We start from the raw sequence: 14222 nt of genomic DNA on the forward strand, positions 1-14222 counted from the left end.
CGCTCAGACGCCTTGCCCGCGCCTGACGGCGCGAACAAGTCGCTGGAGCGGAAATTACTCCGACCATAGCTTGCAATTGGAAGCAATCTCTGTCCGTCGTAATTCCGCTCAGCTCAGCCATTCGGTGTCAAAATTTGATGAAAATAGGTGAATATGAAAAAGGTATGCTATATCATAGCTGGTGTAAATGGATCTGGAAAAACAACTTTTGCGAAGGAATTTCTGCCTTTTGAGGCCCGGTGTATAAATTTTGTAAATGCTGACTTAATTGCAGAAGGTCTAGCACCGTTCAGACCAGAAAACGCTGCTATCAAGGCAGCCAAAATAATGATCCAGCAGATAGACGAATGCATCAGAAAAGAGGAATCTTTTGCCTTTGAAACCACACTCAGTGGCAGGAGATATATAAGGAAGATCAAAGAAATGAAGGCAAAAGGATATGATGTTGTTATATACTTCTTAAAGCTAGCCTCAGTGGATCTAGCGATTGAACGTGTAAAGATGAGAGTGCTGCAAGGAGGACACAATGTTCCCGAAAAAGATATCAAACGTCGGTTTGACAGAAGTTGGAACAACTTTGAACATGTCTATAAGCCATTAGTCGATGCCTGGGTTGTTTTTGATACCTCTAGCTATCCACCTATCATTGTAGATAAATCGGAGTAAAGCCATGGAGAAAATTAATGATGATTATGCGGCATTAGGATTGCGGGCATTAAAAAGAGCTGCGGAAAAAGTAGCTGAAAATGCCAGAAAAGATGGCTCAAAAATACCAATATGGCGAAACGGTAGGATTGAGTACATCATTCCAGAAATAGACACCGAACAAGTCGCTGCAGTGGACCGCCGACCCGCTGCGCCTTCGGCTGGCAGGCCGACGGCCTCTGAGCTCTGACGAAATACCATGACAGTAGAATTTAAAGACATAATGGATGCATGGTCTTTCCCCAAAAATGTGGACACACTGAACGACGAACTTGTATAAGCCAGATAGGAGGTGTGTTCACATTTTTTAGGAAAAAACCATTATGCGGAAGGGAAGCGATTTGGCAAACCATAATTTTCTAAGGTTTCGAGGCCGGGGTTCGTGCCAGCACAGCCCCGAAGATTTTGCGTGCCCGTGCCCTCCTAAGGGCACGGGCACATTCATTCAGGGTGGCGGTGGTGGTGGATACGTCATCCACGAGGACCACCGTGCGGCCCCTGACCGCCCCTTGGTTGACCACCTTGAAGGCCCCCCGGAGATTCTTGAGCCTGGCTTGGGCCTGAAGTCTGATCTGGGGCGGGGTATGGCGTGTCCTTCTCAGTGAAAAGGGGTCCAGGTCTCCTGATATCGCCTCTGCCACATACCTTGCGAGGTAGAGGCTCTGGTTGAAACCCCTCTCCCTGAGCCTTTTCGGGTGAAGGGGCACGGGAATGACCAGGGGAGCGTCCAAGTCCTTGAAGCATTTTGCCGTAAAGGTTCCCAGGAGAGGGCCGAGGATCTCAGTCAAGTGGGTCTTCCCCTTGAACTTGAACCGGTGGATGGCTTCGGCCAAGATTCCTTCGTAAAGGTAGGCGCCCCGCGTTTCTTCGTAAAAAGGGCGGCTTCTCAGACATTCTTCGCAGACCCGGTCGTTCGGGGCGGTTCGAGGGGGAAACGGCCTCCCGCAGATGGGACATAGGGGGGAGCCGGCCGGCTCAAGGTGCCGGAGACAGTCAGGGCAGAGTAAGAGGTCCCGGCCGTTGATCCTGGTCCTCTCTTCTTTGAGGAAACACCCGCAGAACAGACACCTGGGCGGATAGACAAGGTCGATGAATGATTCGATGATGCCCATTGTGGGGACCGGATACCAGGGATGAAGAGATTCAATCGAGGCGCTTTATCTTCCGCCCCTGCTCGACGAAGCCTTTGTAGGAGCACCGTGGGTTGATCCCTGGGCAGGCCTCCTGGGCCTCTTTCCATGCCTCCCGGTCCATCAAGAGGGCGTCGTAAAAAGGCCAAAGGGAACAGGGAAGGGGGTTTACGGGGTGGATGAGACACTGCCCTTCAGGGTCATGAAAAATACAGTAGCCGTCCTCACCGCTCTTTATATACAGGCGCCCGTTTCGTATTTCGCAATATTCCGCCTGAAACGCCTCAGAACTCATGCCCAGATAGCGGGAGATGGCCGCAACCTCCCCGGGCTCCAGGCGGATTCCTCCCTCCCCGTAACAACAATCGCCGCACATCTTACACTCGAATGCTTTCATCTTTTCTCCTGCAAGCGCCCGGGCCCGGTACGGCACAAAGGCCGGTTTCGGGTTTTTGGGGACACCGTCGATCTCATCTTTTTCCGCAAGATTTAATCAGATCTTCCAGTTTCCAGTCAACCCGCAGCCTGACCCTCCTGTCTTCCTTCTTCCTTCGGTAAACGAGATATCCCTTGTCCAGCCCGTGGAGGAACAGGTCGCGGGTGACCGCCACGTCCCGGCGGCAATAATCCACCACCTTCTCCAACTGGCCCTTCCGGAACCACTCCACGGCCTGTATCCCGTCCGCCGATTTCCCTTGATTCAGGGTCTCTCTGGCCAGGTGGTCCAGGCCCAGACGGAACCCGATACGCCTGTGGATGTCCTCCAGGATGTCGAAAGTGTTCAGGGCCTCCAGGTCTCTGTCCGTGTAGGCCGACAGGACGCCGTAGTCGAATCTCTTGAGATTGAACCCCACGACCAGGTCCGCCGTCTCCAGCCTCTCGATGAGTTCGCCGATCCGCTCCTCCGTAAAGGTGATGAAATCCTCCTCGATGCTGTCGTAGACCACCGCGACCGAGATTCCCATGAGATGGGTATTCTTCCATCCCCCCACCTCCTGGGCCAGCCGTTGGGTCTCAAGGTCCAGGAAGAGGACCCGGGGAACGCTCTCCTGCTCTTCGGGCCGCTCTGCGGCAAGGCCCCCGCGGGCATCCGGTACACCCGTCAGGGCCGATTCCCCGGCGATGGTCGAGAGGGGGATCCTGCCCACCAGGCATTTCAGGATTATGGCGGCGGCCTTTTTGTCCAGGGGCTTGTTCCCGGCGCCGCATTTGGGCGAGTGGATGCAGGAGGGGCAGCCTTCTTCACATTCACAGGTCTCGATCAGTTCAAGGGTCTTTTCCAGAAGTTCCAGGACCATCTCGAAACCCCTCTGGGCGAGTCCCACCCCGCCGGGATAACCGTCGTATATGAAGATAGCGCTCTTCTCCACCTGGGGATGGTAAGGATAGCAGATGCCGCCGATGTCGTTTCGATCGCAGAGGGCGAAGAGGGGAAAGATGCCGATGGCCCCGTGCTCGATGGCGTGGATCCCCCCCATGAAGTGGAGTCCCCGGCCTTCGATCCATGCCCGGATAACCGGTTCGATTTCCACCCAGAACCCCACTGTTTCAAATGTCTGGGGGGGGAGGTCGAGGGTGAAAGCGCCCATGAGTTCCTGTCCGGGAAGGGCCCTCTTCTCATAACCCGTCACCTTTTCGGTCACTTTGAGGATTCCTTCCCTGACGACGAATTGTCCCCGCGGCATGGATCGGTGAACCCTAACGATTTCGGTCTCCTTCTCCGTCATCGCACGGGTGAAATAGCGCACCTGGGCCTTACGAGCGATGACGTCCCCCTTCGTTATATCGAGCACATCCACCAGATAATGCCTTCCCCTATGGAGGTACACGGCCCCGGGATGGCATTCCTTGAGGGCCCTGACCCCGTCGATGGTGCCGATCGCCTCGCCGGTCTCCTTCAGAAAGATGGTATAGGTCTCCCCGGCACTCCGGATGTTGACCCCGAGGTGGGGATTCTTTCTGACTGCCAGCCAAAGGGGATCCCCCTCCGCGGTCCGTGTCAACCTCCCCTCTTCTTCAAGCCTCTCTAAGTGCTCCGTGAGATCTTCGGGCCAGAATCGGTCGTCTTTCAGGGTGATGGGCCGTTCGTCGGCCGCACAAGGCAGGTGATCTTCCAGTACGTAGGGATTTCGGGGATCGAGTATGGCCGCTTCATAGGATCGCCCGAAGAGTTCCTGGGGGTGTTTCATGAAGTACTGGTCCAGGGCGTCGGGCTTGGCCACCAGGATGACCAGGGAGTCTCTCCCGGCCCTCCCCACCCGGCCGCCCCGCTGCCAGGTGGTAATGATGGTCCCGGGATAACCCACGAGAAGGCAGATATCGAGATGGCCGATATCGATTCCCATTTCAAGGGCGCTGGTGGATACCACTCCCAGTAGTCGCCCGTCGGCGAGCTTTGCTTCGATCTCCCGTCTCTCCTCCGGCATGAAACCTGCCCGGTAAGAACTGACTTTTTCCCGGAGGGCGGGTGAAAGTTGGGAGACCCAGATGTGGATGAGTTCAGTGACCTTCCTGGACTGGGTGAAGGCGATGGTCCGGAAACCGGCCTTGAGGCAGTAAGAGAAAAGCCTTGCCGCGGAAAAGTTCGCGCTGGCATCCGGGTTCAGGAAGAGGAAGTGTTGCCCCGCCCGGGGCGACCCGCTTGAGGCCACGACTTGAACTTCCTCGCCGGTGAGGGCCTCCCCGAATTCTTTTGGGTTGGCGATGGTGGCTGAGAGGAGAATGAACCGGGGACTCGTTCCGTATAAAGCGCACAGGCGCTTGAGCCTCCTGAGGATCTGGTTCATGTGGGAACCGAAGATGCCGCGGTAGGTATGGACCTCGTCGAGAACCACGAAGGAAAGGTTGGAAAAAAATGCCTTCCAGTTCTCGTGGTAGGGGAGAATGCCGCTGTGGAGCATGTCCGGGTTGGTGAAAAGGATGTGGGGGATCCGGCTCCTGATCTGTTTTCGCCTGTAGGGAGAGGTGTCCCCGTCATAAATGTCGGCGGTGATGTTTCGGCCCTTGAGGAGCGCAAGCAGGGGAGAGAGGGATTTCATCTGGTCCTGCTCGAGGGCCTTCAGGGGAAAGAGGTAAAGGGCCCGTGCCGTCTTCTCCTGGAGGATTTTTTCAAGGACCGCAAGGTTGTATATGAGGCTTTTTCCGCTGGCCGTGGGAGTGGAGACCAGTACATGGGCCCCCTCCTTCAGGCGACGGAGGGCCGAGACCTGGTGGATATAGAGCCTGGGGATTCCGATCTCCTGAAGGAGTCTCCGGAGGGTGGGCTCCAGCTCGGGCATGGTCTCGTAACGGGCCTCGCTCGGGGGGAGATAGTGATGGTGGATCGTTGAAGGACCGAAATCCGGATGGTTCCTGACTTGATTGACGAAGTCTTTCAGTTTCACTGTTTACCGGGCCTCGCCCTTTTCGGGCTCCGAGAAGGAACAAAGGAAATGCAGAGGAGATCCATCAGGTGAGTAAGGCATCCTCCGGCCGGCTTACGAGGAGGATCCTGAACCGGATGGTCCCTTTCCTCCAAACTTTTTTTGAAGGGCCTCGGCGATTTCCTCCTGGGTGGGTTTGACACTAACGGCTTCCCTCTCCTTGGCCTTTACCCGGGCGTCCTTCAGGATGTCACTCATGAAGGTGTCCTGTTCGGAGCTCCATGCGCTCCACCCGTCCACGTCGATATACTCGTTGTAAGAGGTGAGGCAATAGGGATCATAGATCCTCACCCCCTTTTCTTCGTCCACCTCGTAAGCGACGGATTTCCCGTCAAAGAGTTCGAAATCCTTTTCCCCCAGACCCAGGGTCCTGAGAAGTCTTTTATGTTCTTCCTTGATTTCCATGAAAACTCCATATCCTGGTTTTTCCCCTGGGCCGTCCGGTCCTCCGGGGGAGACCTGTACCCTCAGGGCGCCCCGTCCGCGACCCCAAGGGCCGCCCTTGCGTTTTCCAGTTCCTCCTGTAAGGCTTCCCAGCGTTCCAGCAGACCTTCCAGTTCTTTTTTGACAGTCCCGTACTCGCCCAAAAGGGGGACACTCTTGTCCTTGTCCTTGAAGATTTCCGGATCGGCCAGCAAGGTGCCCAGTTCCTTTTCTCTGGTTTCGAGTTCCTCGATCCGCCGCTCCACGTTCCCCAGCCTTTCCTGGATCGGCTTGAGGGTGTCACTGATCATTCGTCGCTTCTCGGCCCTCAGGCGCCTCAGGTCTTTCCGGCTTGCGGCCTCCCCCGGCCGTGAAGGTGTGATTCGGGATTCGGAGGAGTTCGCTCCAGAGCTTTCACGGTCTCCTGCCGCCACCCGGGCCAGGTGATCGTCATATTCCCGGAGAGTACCGGGGTATTCGTAGATCCAGCCGTCCCGGATATCCCAGATCTTGGTGGCCAGCCGCTCGACAAAGGATTGGTTGTGGGAGACGAAAAGCAGGGTCCCGCCGAATCCCTTCAAGGCGTCGATGAGGGTCTCGGAGGAGAGGATGTCCAGGTGGTTGGTTGGTTCGTCCATGACCAGGAAATTCCCGGGCTTGACCAGGATTTTTGCGAGAGACACCCTTGCCTTCTCCCCCCCGGAGAGGATCCCTACGGCTTTGTCCACGTCGTTTCCCGAAAAGAGAAAGGCTCCGCAGACTCCCCGGACGAATGCCACGCTCTCGTTCGGGACGACCTGATAGACTTCCTCGAGGACCGTTTTCCTGAGATCCAGCATTTCCGTGAGGTGCTGGGCATAATAACTCATATGGACCCCGTGTCCGAGTCGCACGCGGCCGGTGTCCGGCCTGAGTTCCCCGGCCACCATCCTGAGCAGGGTGGTTTTCCCGGACCCGTTGGGTCCGATGATCGCCACCCGTTCCCCCCGCATCACCCTGAGCTGGATGTTCCGATAAAGGGTCTTGTCTCCGAAGCTCTTTGATATCCCGTCAAGGGTCAGGACTTCGCGGCCGCTCCGGGCAACCTCGGGGAAGGAAAAATGAACGGTCTTGGGCCGCTTGTGCCGTTCCACCAGTTCCATCTTCTTGAGGAGCTTGATTTTACTTTGGGCCTGCCGGGCCTTGGAGGCCTTTGAGCGGAATCGTTCGATGAACTTCTTGGCTTCCTTGACCTTCTGTTCCTGGTTCCTGGCCTTGGCCTCCAGGGTCCTTTTCTCCTCCTCCCTGGCCCTCAGGTAGTCATCGTAGTTTCCGGAATAAGACTTCAGACCCTCTGGTTCAAAACTCAGGATCCGGTGAACCTGTCGGTTGAGGAAGTGCCGGTCGTGGCTGACGAGGACCAAGGCTCCCCTGTATCCAGCGAGGAATTCCTCCAGCCAGCGCACGGAAGGAAGATCCAGGTGGTTCGTAGGTTCGTCCAGGAGAAGACATTCAGGGTCCAGGTAGAGAAGGCCCGCGAGGGCGGCGCGCATCTTCCAGCCGCCGCTCAGAGAGGAAAGGGGTCTCGGGAAGTCCTCGGGCTTGAATCCAAGGCCCATCAGGATCTTCTCGGCCCTGTGGACGGGATACCGGAGGTCAAGGTCGGCCGATTCCTGGTGCAATTCCGCCAGCTTGCCCGCCAGGATCACCCCCTTTTCTTTACCGGGTTGTTCTTTCAGGGCCCTTTCCGTATCCCGGATCTCCCGCCTCAGGCGCACACGGTCGGGTACGGAATCCAGGATGGCTTGCAGGAGGTCGCCCTGAAGGCTTTCATGGATATCCTGGGGAAGATATCCGATCCGGATCCCCTTGGCGATCCTTATCTCACCCCGGTCCGGGGTCATTTCTCCGGAAATCAGGCGGAGGAGGGTGGTCTTCCCGGATCCGTTGGGGCCGACCAGACCTATGCGATCGCCGGGCTCCACCTGGAAGTTGACGTCCTTGAAAAGATCCCTTTCCAGAAAGGAAAGGGAAAGGTTCAGGGCGGCTACAAGGCTCATGGGACTCGCAAAATCCTCTCAGGGCGTTGGTTTCTTGACTGGTAGAGTAAATGTAGTCCCAAACCGGATTTTTTTCAAGTTGACGGCTCGGGGGCAAGAGGTTTGCCTTTATACCTGCTTTCCCATAAAATGAAAATACACGAGTTCATTTTTCCCTGGGATTGATCCGGGGGGAAGAGAACCGAGCAACCTTTGACCGGGGGGAGGTATCGAAATGGAAATTGTGCGTCGCACCATCGGAGAAATGTTCGATGCCACGGTCAAGCGATACCCCGAAAAAGACGCCCTTGTCCATACCGCCATTGGTATCCGGTATCCTTATTCTTTGTTCGCCTGGGAAGTGGAAAGAGCAGCCAAGGGCCTGATCCGCCTGGGTGTCGCGAAGGGAGACCGGGTCGCCCTTTGGGCCCCCAATATCCCGGAATGGCTGATCGCACAGATGGCCGTTTACAAGGCAGGGGCAGTCCTTGTCCCCATTGATCCGGGGGTCGAGGGTGAGGACCTGGAATACTACCTGAGTCAATCGGGGACTCGGGTCCTGATCATGGCCCGGGGCCTGGAAAACACTGAATACGTGGACCTGTTCGAAGAGGTGAGGGACCGGGTACCCGGAATCGAGCATGTCATCGTGGCCGCCACCCAGGCTTTCCCCGGCACCATTCCCTGGACGGACTTGACCGCCATGGGTGAAGGCGTTTCCTCACAGACCCTGGCCGAACGGGAAAAGGGCATCGTCCCTGAGGACCCCGTGGCCGTCATGTATACTTCCGGCACCACCGGGAGGCCTAAAGGCGTGGTCCTGGACCACCTTGGACTGATCAACAAGTCCCTGGCCTCCACGAGGCGCCAGGGCCTTTCCCACCGCGATCGATTGTGTTTCTTTTTCCCCGCCTACCACATGTTCGGCAACACATGCATCGCGCTGTCCGGTTTCCTGGTGGGCGCGGCCTTGGTCATGCCCTGCCTGGCCTTCGACGTTCACCGGATCCTCGAGGCAATCTACCGGGAAAGGTGTACGGCCGTCTATGGTTCGCCCAGCATGTTTATCGCCCTCCTCGATTCCCCGGAATTCAAGAAGAAGCGGTGGACCACGGTGAAGAAGGGGACCCTCGGTGGGTCACCCTGTCCCATTGACCTTATGAGGAGACTCGTTCAGGAGGTGGGAGTGGAGGACATCACCGTAGGGTACGGAATCACCGAGGCCTCTTCCTGGATCACCATGACCCTGCCGGGGGATCCTCTGGAGCGGAGGGTCTCTACCATCGGGCTGCCCCTGGAATGCAACGAGGTCAAGATCATCGACTTTGAAACAGGGGAGACCCTCGCACCGGGAAACCAGGGTGAATTGTGTGTCCGGGGCCTGTTGATGAAGGGGTACTACGAGATGCCTGCGGCCACCGCGGCCGCCATCGATCGGGACGGCTGGTTCCATACAGGCGATCTGGGAGTGATGGATGAAGGGGGCTACGTGCGGATCACCGGGCGCCTCAATGACGTAATACTTCGGGAAGGCGAAGAGATCCATCCTTCGGAGCTGGAAGAGATGATTTACGGTCTGCCGGAAGTCTCGGAGGTTCAGGTGTTCGGTTTTCCCTATCCCGGGAGGGGCCAGGAAGTGGCTGCCTGGGTGAAGCTCAAGAAGGGGGAGAACATAAGTATCGAGGCATTCTCCCGGGAGGTCCTCCAAAGGGTGCCCCCGGAAAAGGCCCCCCGCTTTTTCAAGTTCGTCTCCTCCTTTCCCATGACCCGAACGGGAAAGGTCCAGAAATTCAAGCTTTCGGAAATGGCGCAGGAGGAGTACCTGTAAGCAGCAACTTCCGGTGTTCCTGCATGGTGCACTTATTCATGACCACCGTGAGCCCTGAATCCCGGGCCTTACGGGCGGCCTCGTTGTGGACGATCCCGATCTGCATCCAGATCACGGATATTCCCGCTTCGATTGCCTCCTCCACCACGGGCGGGACCCTGGATGGGTTCAGGAAGAGGTCGGCCATGTCCACCCTGAAAGGGATATCCCTCAAAGACCTGTAACAGGGTCTTCCCAGGATTTCCTTCTGCCCGGGGTTGACCGGAATGATATCGTAACCCTGGGAGAGAAGGTACTTGGCGACCCGATGGCTGTCCCTTTTCTCCTTGGGGGAGAGCCCCATCACGGCGATGGAACGACACCGGAGTAAAATTTCGCGGATCTCCTCTGAAGGAGGATTGCAGTCAGGTATTTCACATTGCATTTTTTCGGAGATTCCTTCCTGGTCAGGAGTTTAAAAATTCCTTGACCTTTTCCACCTTCCGTTTGGCCTCAACGGCCTTCTTCACCCCCGGCACCTGTTCCATAACCTTTTCGGCTACTTTTTCTTCCAAGGCTGTGGAACCCTTTTCCCCCTCGGCCGGGGTCGTTCCGGATCCCTTGTCCGCGTTGCCTTCCTCTGCAATCTCTTTCCTTACTTTTTTAAACTCCCGTATCGCCCCGCCGATCCCCTTCCCGATCTCGGGCAGCCTCTTGGCCCCGAAAAGAAGGAGGACGATGATGGCGATGATGACAAGCTCTGTGGGTCCTAAACCGAACATAGAGATCTCCTTCAGGCGGATCGGGTGCCGGAAATGCCTTTCTCCCAATGTCTTGGTCCGGGGACTTGGCGTTCCCCGGGGAGGACTGAAGATGGAGAAGGAGATGCCTTCCCGATCCATTCGATGAGTTCCTTGGGGGGGAATGAATCGTCGGGGCCGATTTCCAGGATCCTATACCCCGATCGAGCAAAGAGGGCCGCCGCCACGCCCATCCCTTCTCCTGAAGGACTTTCGCAATAGGGAGAATGGATACCGCAGGAAGGGCTCTTGTCCTTGAGCAGGATGATTCCCGCTCCGAAGGTCCGTGCAAGATGCAAGCCCTCCGCCGCCCCCCTCAAGAAGGCCCGGGTCACGTCTTCCCCCGCCTCGTTCAGGACCTTGGCCCTGCCATGGATGACGTCCCGGCCGTCTCCTCCCTTGATATGGGCGGGGGGGCGCGGCGTGGGAAGCCCTCCCAGTTGTTCCGGGCAGAATGGGATGAACCGGGCGGATGGGGCGAAGGCCATGAGGGCCGGGGCTCCCTTTTCCCGGCCGTCGTATCGGCAATGGAGGCCGAGAAGACAGGCGCTCACCAGGATGGGGACCTTTTCAAAGGTCGGTACTCGGCTAACCGTCGAATCGGATGGGATCTTCATTTTCCTCCCGAGCTTCCACGGACCCGATGTGATAGGCGGTTTCCCCCATGGCTTCGAGCCTTAAGAGAATCTCATCCAGGTCCTCCTCGGCAACGGTCATGGCCAGGCCGAGCCCATTGTTGAAGGTGCGCATCATTTCCTCCCGTGATATCTTTCCCACCCTTTGGAGATATTGAAAGACAGGCTGCGGCGTCCAGGAACGGGTGTTGACGACCACCTTGCACTGCCTGGGAAGGATTCGTGGGAGGTTTTCCATGAGACCTCCGCCCGTGATATGGGCGATACCGTAAATCTTGAAATCCCGCCGCATGTTCCGGATGGCGCGGGCATAGATCCTCGTTGGTTCCAGGAGTTCTTCACCGAGAGTTCGTCCGAAATCTTCCACGTAGTCGTTGACCGACATCTTGAGTTCTTCGAAGAAAATCTTTCTCACCAGGGAATAGCCGTTGCTGTGAAGGCCGCTTGAAGCGATCCCCACGAGTTGATGCCCCACGGCGATCTCGGAACCGTCCAGGAGTTGGTCGTTGTCCGTCAATCCCACCACAAAACCCGCGATGTCGTACTCGTCCTCTCCGTAAAAGCCGGGCATTTCGGCCGTTTCTCCACCGATAAGGGAACAGTCCGCTTCCCTGCATCCCTCGACGATCCCCTTTACAATCTCAACGGCCTTGTCGACGTTCAGTTTGCCCATGGAGATGTAATCGAGCATGAAAAGGGGAAAGGCCCCCTGCACCATGATATCGTTGACGCACATGGCCACCAGATCGATCCCGATGGTGTCATGTTTGTCCATCAGAAAGGCCACCTTGAGCTTGGTCCCGACACCGTCGGTCGAGGAGACCAGTACGGGATCCTTGAAGTCCTGGACATGCAGGGAAAAGAGGCCGGCGAAACCCCCAATATCCGTGATGACCCCTGACTTGAAGGTGGTGCTTACCAGGGGCTTTATGCGTTCCACGAGGCGGTTGCCGGCATCGATATCCACGCCGGCCTCCGCGTACCGATCCTTCTTAGGCTTTGCCATTGTTCGCTATCCTTGCTGGGCCCCGGTGGAGCTTGGAAAGACCTTGAATGTTTAACCCAGATAACCAGAGGAACGTCTTCGCGCCCTCCGTCCGCCTTGAATCCCAGGCGGACTTATGTAGTTACCTGATCCGGATTCAATCCTCCCTATATCTTTCTTGTGATCTCCCTGTCAATCGTTTTCCAAGGGGTGTTTTGGCATACAGGACCTGTGCGGGCGGTTTTATCCGGTGTCCTGAATGGGCACAAATGGGAGGGGAGAATCTCTGATACGGGATTGGAGAACGGGATCAGTCCCGGACCAGGACCCTGAGCAAGAGGTCTCCTCTATCCCCTTTTTCGGAATAGCGACCCAGGCCGGAGAGGCGAAGCAGGGTGCCGTGCCGGATCCCGGGGGGAACCATGACCCTCAAGATCCGGTTACGGAGGCCCCATTGGACGTTGACCAGCTTGTAGGTCCCTTCCCGCGCTTCCCGGGGGGTTATGACGAGATTCCCGTAAAGATCCGGACCCCCGACGGAGGCCGCCGGGCGGATGACCTGGAGGCGGGGTGTCCGCCCCCTTTCCGTGGAAGTCCTGAGGCGTTTCGTGATTCCGGTCTGGGGAAGGCTCAGGAACAGCTTCAGAAAGGCCATTCCAGCCAAAAAACCGCCCACGTGGGCCCACCAGGCGATTCCGCCCGCCTGGCCTGCACTTCCCGTTGCGCTTAAAAACTGGATCAGAAACCATATCCCCAGGAAGAGAAAGGCAGGCAGTTCCACGAAATAGGGGATAAAAAAAATGGGAATCAGGGTCAGGATCTTGGCTCCCGGGTAAAGGAGCAAATATGCCCCCATGACACCGGCGATGGCTCCGCTGGCACCGATTGTGGGAACAGGGGAGTGCCAATTCATGGAGAGATGAAACAGACCCGATGTCAGACCGCAGGCCAGGTAGAAAAGCAGGTACCTCAGGGGGCCCAGCCTGTCCTCCACGTTGTCGCCGAAGATGTAAAGGGTCCACATGTTACCCAGAAGGTGGAAAAAACCCCCGTGCAGGAACATGAAGGAGAAAAGGGAGAAGATTTGCTGGAAGAAGGTGAAGTGGACTGACACTTCAGGGACCGAGTACCGGATGGGAACAAGACCGTAGAGAAGGATAAAACGATCCAATGCAGGCCCCTGGGCCAATTGCACCAGATAAAAAAAGACGTTTGAAGCAATGATGATGGTGTTGACGACCGGGTAGTTTTTCGACGGGGTCGTGTCTCGAATAGGTATCATGAGCGAATCAGAGAGAAAAGAGTAAACTGTTATCGGCCGATGCCGATACCTTTAGGGGCCAAGGATCCGAGGGTTCAAGGGGTCAAGTGAAAAACATCTTTATTTTAAATCCCGGTTTCTCACTCGAACCCTGGGCCCCTTGGATCCTTGAACCCTATTAAAAAACGATCGAACTAAAGTCTCCGCATGAAGACCGAAGGTTCTCTCCTTCCCGGAATAGGACATTAAAGATGATAGACCGTTTCAATCATCATACACGAAAAGAATGGCGGGATAAACCACGGGATGCCTGACACGGGATAAAGGGGGAGGGGAACTTGTTGGAGAGGCCGAATCCCTGGATCCCTCAATCCATGGGAGAGCCGCGAGTCGGTCAACCACGGGTGTCGATGAACCGAGGAACCTTTTTCCGTTTGCCGCCGTATCCCTTCAGGGCCCTTCGGCCCCTTCGCACCGCCTTGATTTCCTCCATAAGGGCATCCCGCTTCTCCGATAAGAGCCGCTCGATTTCCCCGTCGATTTCCTGGATTGATTCAATAATACGGGCACATTCCGCTTTAAGGGTGCGGATCCTCGACTCTTTCGCGTTCCCAGTCGCCGGGCCGTTGATTTTCATAGAGGAGATCTTCCGTTGAATCCCCTGCCTTCGGCCCGAAAGCTTTGAAAAGAGGTCCATTCGTTCCTCGGAAACCAGTTCCTTCTGCTTGAGGGCGAGGTCCTTCATCTCCAGGAACAGGTCCCTTTTCAATTGCCATTGCTCTACCACGTCCACGCCTTCTCTCTCCCTCGTAAAAGTTTCCAGGAGGTTTTTGGGGGCACGATGCTTATCTAGTGCCCATCCATAAATGGCCAATTTCCGCAATCTTCCGCCTCCGTCACGGCTACGGCGTGACAGGCTGCATCAGGCTCAAACCGGGGACCCACCCGTTGGGTGGGGAGTCGTCGCTACCGGGCGGACAAATTTTAATCCTTGAAGTTCTTAAGCCCCTATAGAATTTATCGCTTCAAGCAGGAT

14 protein-coding genes are annotated in these 14222 nt (G+C 56.5%); 3 read left to right on the top strand and 11 right to left on the bottom strand.

Annotated features, from left to right (window positions below; all coding sequences use genetic code 11):
- Window positions 1-153: 153 nt before the first annotated feature.
- Together JRF57_12545 and JRF57_12550 are read left to right on the top strand one after the other, a co-directional pair.
- Window positions 154-666: a zeta toxin family protein gene (locus JRF57_12545; protein MBW2304524.1), complete on the top strand. Its 513-nt coding sequence runs from the start codon at window positions 154-156 to the stop codon at window positions 664-666.
- 4 nt (window positions 667-670) lie between these two features.
- A complete protein-coding gene (locus tag JRF57_12550) occupies window positions 671-895 on the top strand; it encodes a hypothetical protein (GenBank protein ID MBW2304525.1) in 225 nt (74 codons plus the stop codon).
- Between the two features lie 169 nt (window positions 896-1064).
- Here JRF57_12550 and JRF57_12555 read toward each other — a convergent pair whose 3' ends face one another.
- The 5 genes from JRF57_12555 to JRF57_12575 all read right to left on the bottom strand — a co-directional run bounded on the left by JRF57_12555 (window position 1065) and on the right by JRF57_12575 (window position 7719).
- Entirely contained in the window at window positions 1065-1817 is a 753-nt protein-coding gene (locus JRF57_12555) for a ComF family protein (protein ID MBW2304526.1), read from the bottom strand.
- Window positions 1818-1848: 31 nt separating this feature from the next.
- Window positions 1849-2232 carry a YkgJ family cysteine cluster protein gene (locus JRF57_12560; protein ID MBW2304527.1) on the bottom strand — a complete coding sequence of 128 codons (384 nt, stop codon included), beginning with the start codon at window positions 2230-2232 and terminating at the stop codon, window positions 1849-1851.
- Window positions 2233-2305: 73 nt separating this feature from the next.
- Window positions 2306-5218, bottom strand: coding sequence for a DEAD/DEAH box helicase (locus tag JRF57_12565; protein ID MBW2304528.1), 2913 nt, complete (start codon window positions 5216-5218; stop codon window positions 2306-2308).
- A gap of 93 nt (window positions 5219-5311) precedes the next feature.
- Window positions 5312-5662: a hypothetical protein gene (locus tag JRF57_12570; GenBank protein MBW2304529.1), complete on the bottom strand. Its 351-nt coding sequence runs from the start codon at window positions 5660-5662 to the stop codon at window positions 5312-5314.
- A 62-nt stretch (window positions 5663-5724) separates the two neighbouring features.
- The gene (locus tag JRF57_12575; GenBank protein MBW2304530.1) at window positions 5725-7719 is read right to left on the bottom strand and encodes an ABC-F family ATP-binding cassette domain-containing protein; all 1995 of its coding nucleotides are present in this window, start codon (window positions 7717-7719) and stop codon (window positions 5725-5727) included.
- A gap of 214 nt (window positions 7720-7933) precedes the next feature.
- Here JRF57_12575 and JRF57_12580 point away from each other — a divergent pair, with 214 nt between their 5' ends.
- Window positions 7934-9526: an AMP-binding protein gene (locus JRF57_12580; GenBank protein ID MBW2304531.1), complete on the top strand. Its 1593-nt coding sequence runs from the start codon at window positions 7934-7936 to the stop codon at window positions 9524-9526.
- Here JRF57_12580 and JRF57_12585 read toward each other — a convergent pair.
- The 6 genes from JRF57_12585 to fliT all read right to left on the bottom strand — a co-directional run bounded on the left by JRF57_12585 (window position 9489) and on the right by fliT (window position 14069).
- Window positions 9489-9950, bottom strand: a complete 462-nt coding sequence (locus JRF57_12585) for a CoA-binding protein (GenBank protein ID MBW2304532.1) — start codon at window positions 9948-9950, stop codon at window positions 9489-9491. The two genes, JRF57_12580 and JRF57_12585, sit on opposite strands and share 38 nt — an antisense overlap.
- A 22-nt stretch (window positions 9951-9972) precedes the next feature.
- Window positions 9973-10287 carry a twin-arginine translocase TatA/TatE family subunit gene (locus tag JRF57_12590; protein MBW2304533.1) on the bottom strand — a complete coding sequence of 105 codons (315 nt, stop codon included), beginning with the start codon at window positions 10285-10287 and terminating at the stop codon, window positions 9973-9975.
- An 11-nt stretch (window positions 10288-10298) separates the two neighbouring features.
- Window positions 10299-10922, bottom strand: a complete 624-nt coding sequence (locus JRF57_12595; protein ID MBW2304534.1) for a DUF523 domain-containing protein — start codon at window positions 10920-10922, stop codon at window positions 10299-10301.
- Window positions 10894-11946 (bottom strand): phosphoribosylformylglycinamidine cyclo-ligase, encoded by a 1053-nt coding sequence (locus tag JRF57_12600; protein MBW2304535.1) that lies wholly within the window; start codon window positions 11944-11946, stop codon window positions 10894-10896. The genes JRF57_12595 and JRF57_12600 overlap by 29 nt, the downstream gene beginning before the upstream one ends.
- A 289-nt stretch (window positions 11947-12235) precedes the next feature.
- A complete protein-coding gene (locus JRF57_12605; protein ID MBW2304536.1) occupies window positions 12236-13207 on the bottom strand; it encodes a rhomboid family intramembrane serine protease in 972 nt (323 codons plus the stop codon).
- Window positions 13208-13580: 373 nt separating this feature from the next.
- The gene (gene fliT / locus JRF57_12610; GenBank protein ID MBW2304537.1) at window positions 13581-14069 is read right to left on the bottom strand and encodes a flagellar protein FliT; all 489 of its coding nucleotides are present in this window, start codon (window positions 14067-14069) and stop codon (window positions 13581-13583) included.
- Between the last annotated feature and the right edge of the window lie 153 nt (window positions 14070-14222).

Source organism: Deltaproteobacteria bacterium, assembly GCA_019310525.1.
In the GTDB taxonomy this organism is placed as follows: Bacteria; Desulfobacterota; DSM-4660; order Desulfatiglandales; family HGW-15; genus JAFDEE01.

What these genes read in the sequence shown, in the direction of transcription:
- JRF57_12570 (MBW2304529.1), bottom strand. Translation starts at nt 5,662, where the DNA reads ATGGAAATCAAGGAAGAACATAAAAGACTTCTCAGGACCCTGGGTCTG.
- JRF57_12590 (MBW2304533.1), bottom strand. Translation starts at nt 10,287, where the DNA reads ATGTTCGGTTTAGGACCCACAGAGCTTGTCATCATCGCCATCATCGTC.
- JRF57_12585 (MBW2304532.1), bottom strand. Translation starts at nt 9,950, where the DNA reads ATGCAATGTGAAATACCTGACTGCAATCCTCCTTCAGAGGAGATCCGC.
- JRF57_12580 (MBW2304531.1), top strand. Translation starts at nt 7,934, where the DNA reads ATGGAAATTGTGCGTCGCACCATCGGAGAAATGTTCGATGCCACGGTC.
- JRF57_12550 (MBW2304525.1), top strand. Translation starts at nt 671, where the DNA reads ATGGAGAAAATTAATGATGATTATGCGGCATTAGGATTGCGGGCATTA.
- JRF57_12555 (MBW2304526.1), bottom strand. Translation starts at nt 1,817, where the DNA reads ATGGGCATCATCGAATCATTCATCGACCTTGTCTATCCGCCCAGGTGT.
- JRF57_12560 (MBW2304527.1), bottom strand. Translation starts at nt 2,232, where the DNA reads ATGAAAGCATTCGAGTGTAAGATGTGCGGCGATTGTTGTTACGGGGAG.
- JRF57_12600 (MBW2304535.1), bottom strand. Translation starts at nt 11,946, where the DNA reads ATGGCAAAGCCTAAGAAGGATCGGTACGCGGAGGCCGGCGTGGATATC.
- JRF57_12595 (MBW2304534.1), bottom strand. Translation starts at nt 10,922, where the DNA reads ATGAAGATCCCATCCGATTCGACGGTTAGCCGAGTACCGACCTTTGAA.
- JRF57_12575 (MBW2304530.1), bottom strand. Translation starts at nt 7,719, where the DNA reads ATGAGCCTTGTAGCCGCCCTGAACCTTTCCCTTTCCTTTCTGGAAAGG.
- JRF57_12605 (MBW2304536.1), bottom strand. Translation starts at nt 13,207, where the DNA reads ATGATACCTATTCGAGACACGACCCCGTCGAAAAACTACCCGGTCGTC.
- JRF57_12545 (MBW2304524.1), top strand. Translation starts at nt 154, where the DNA reads ATGAAAAAGGTATGCTATATCATAGCTGGTGTAAATGGATCTGGAAAA.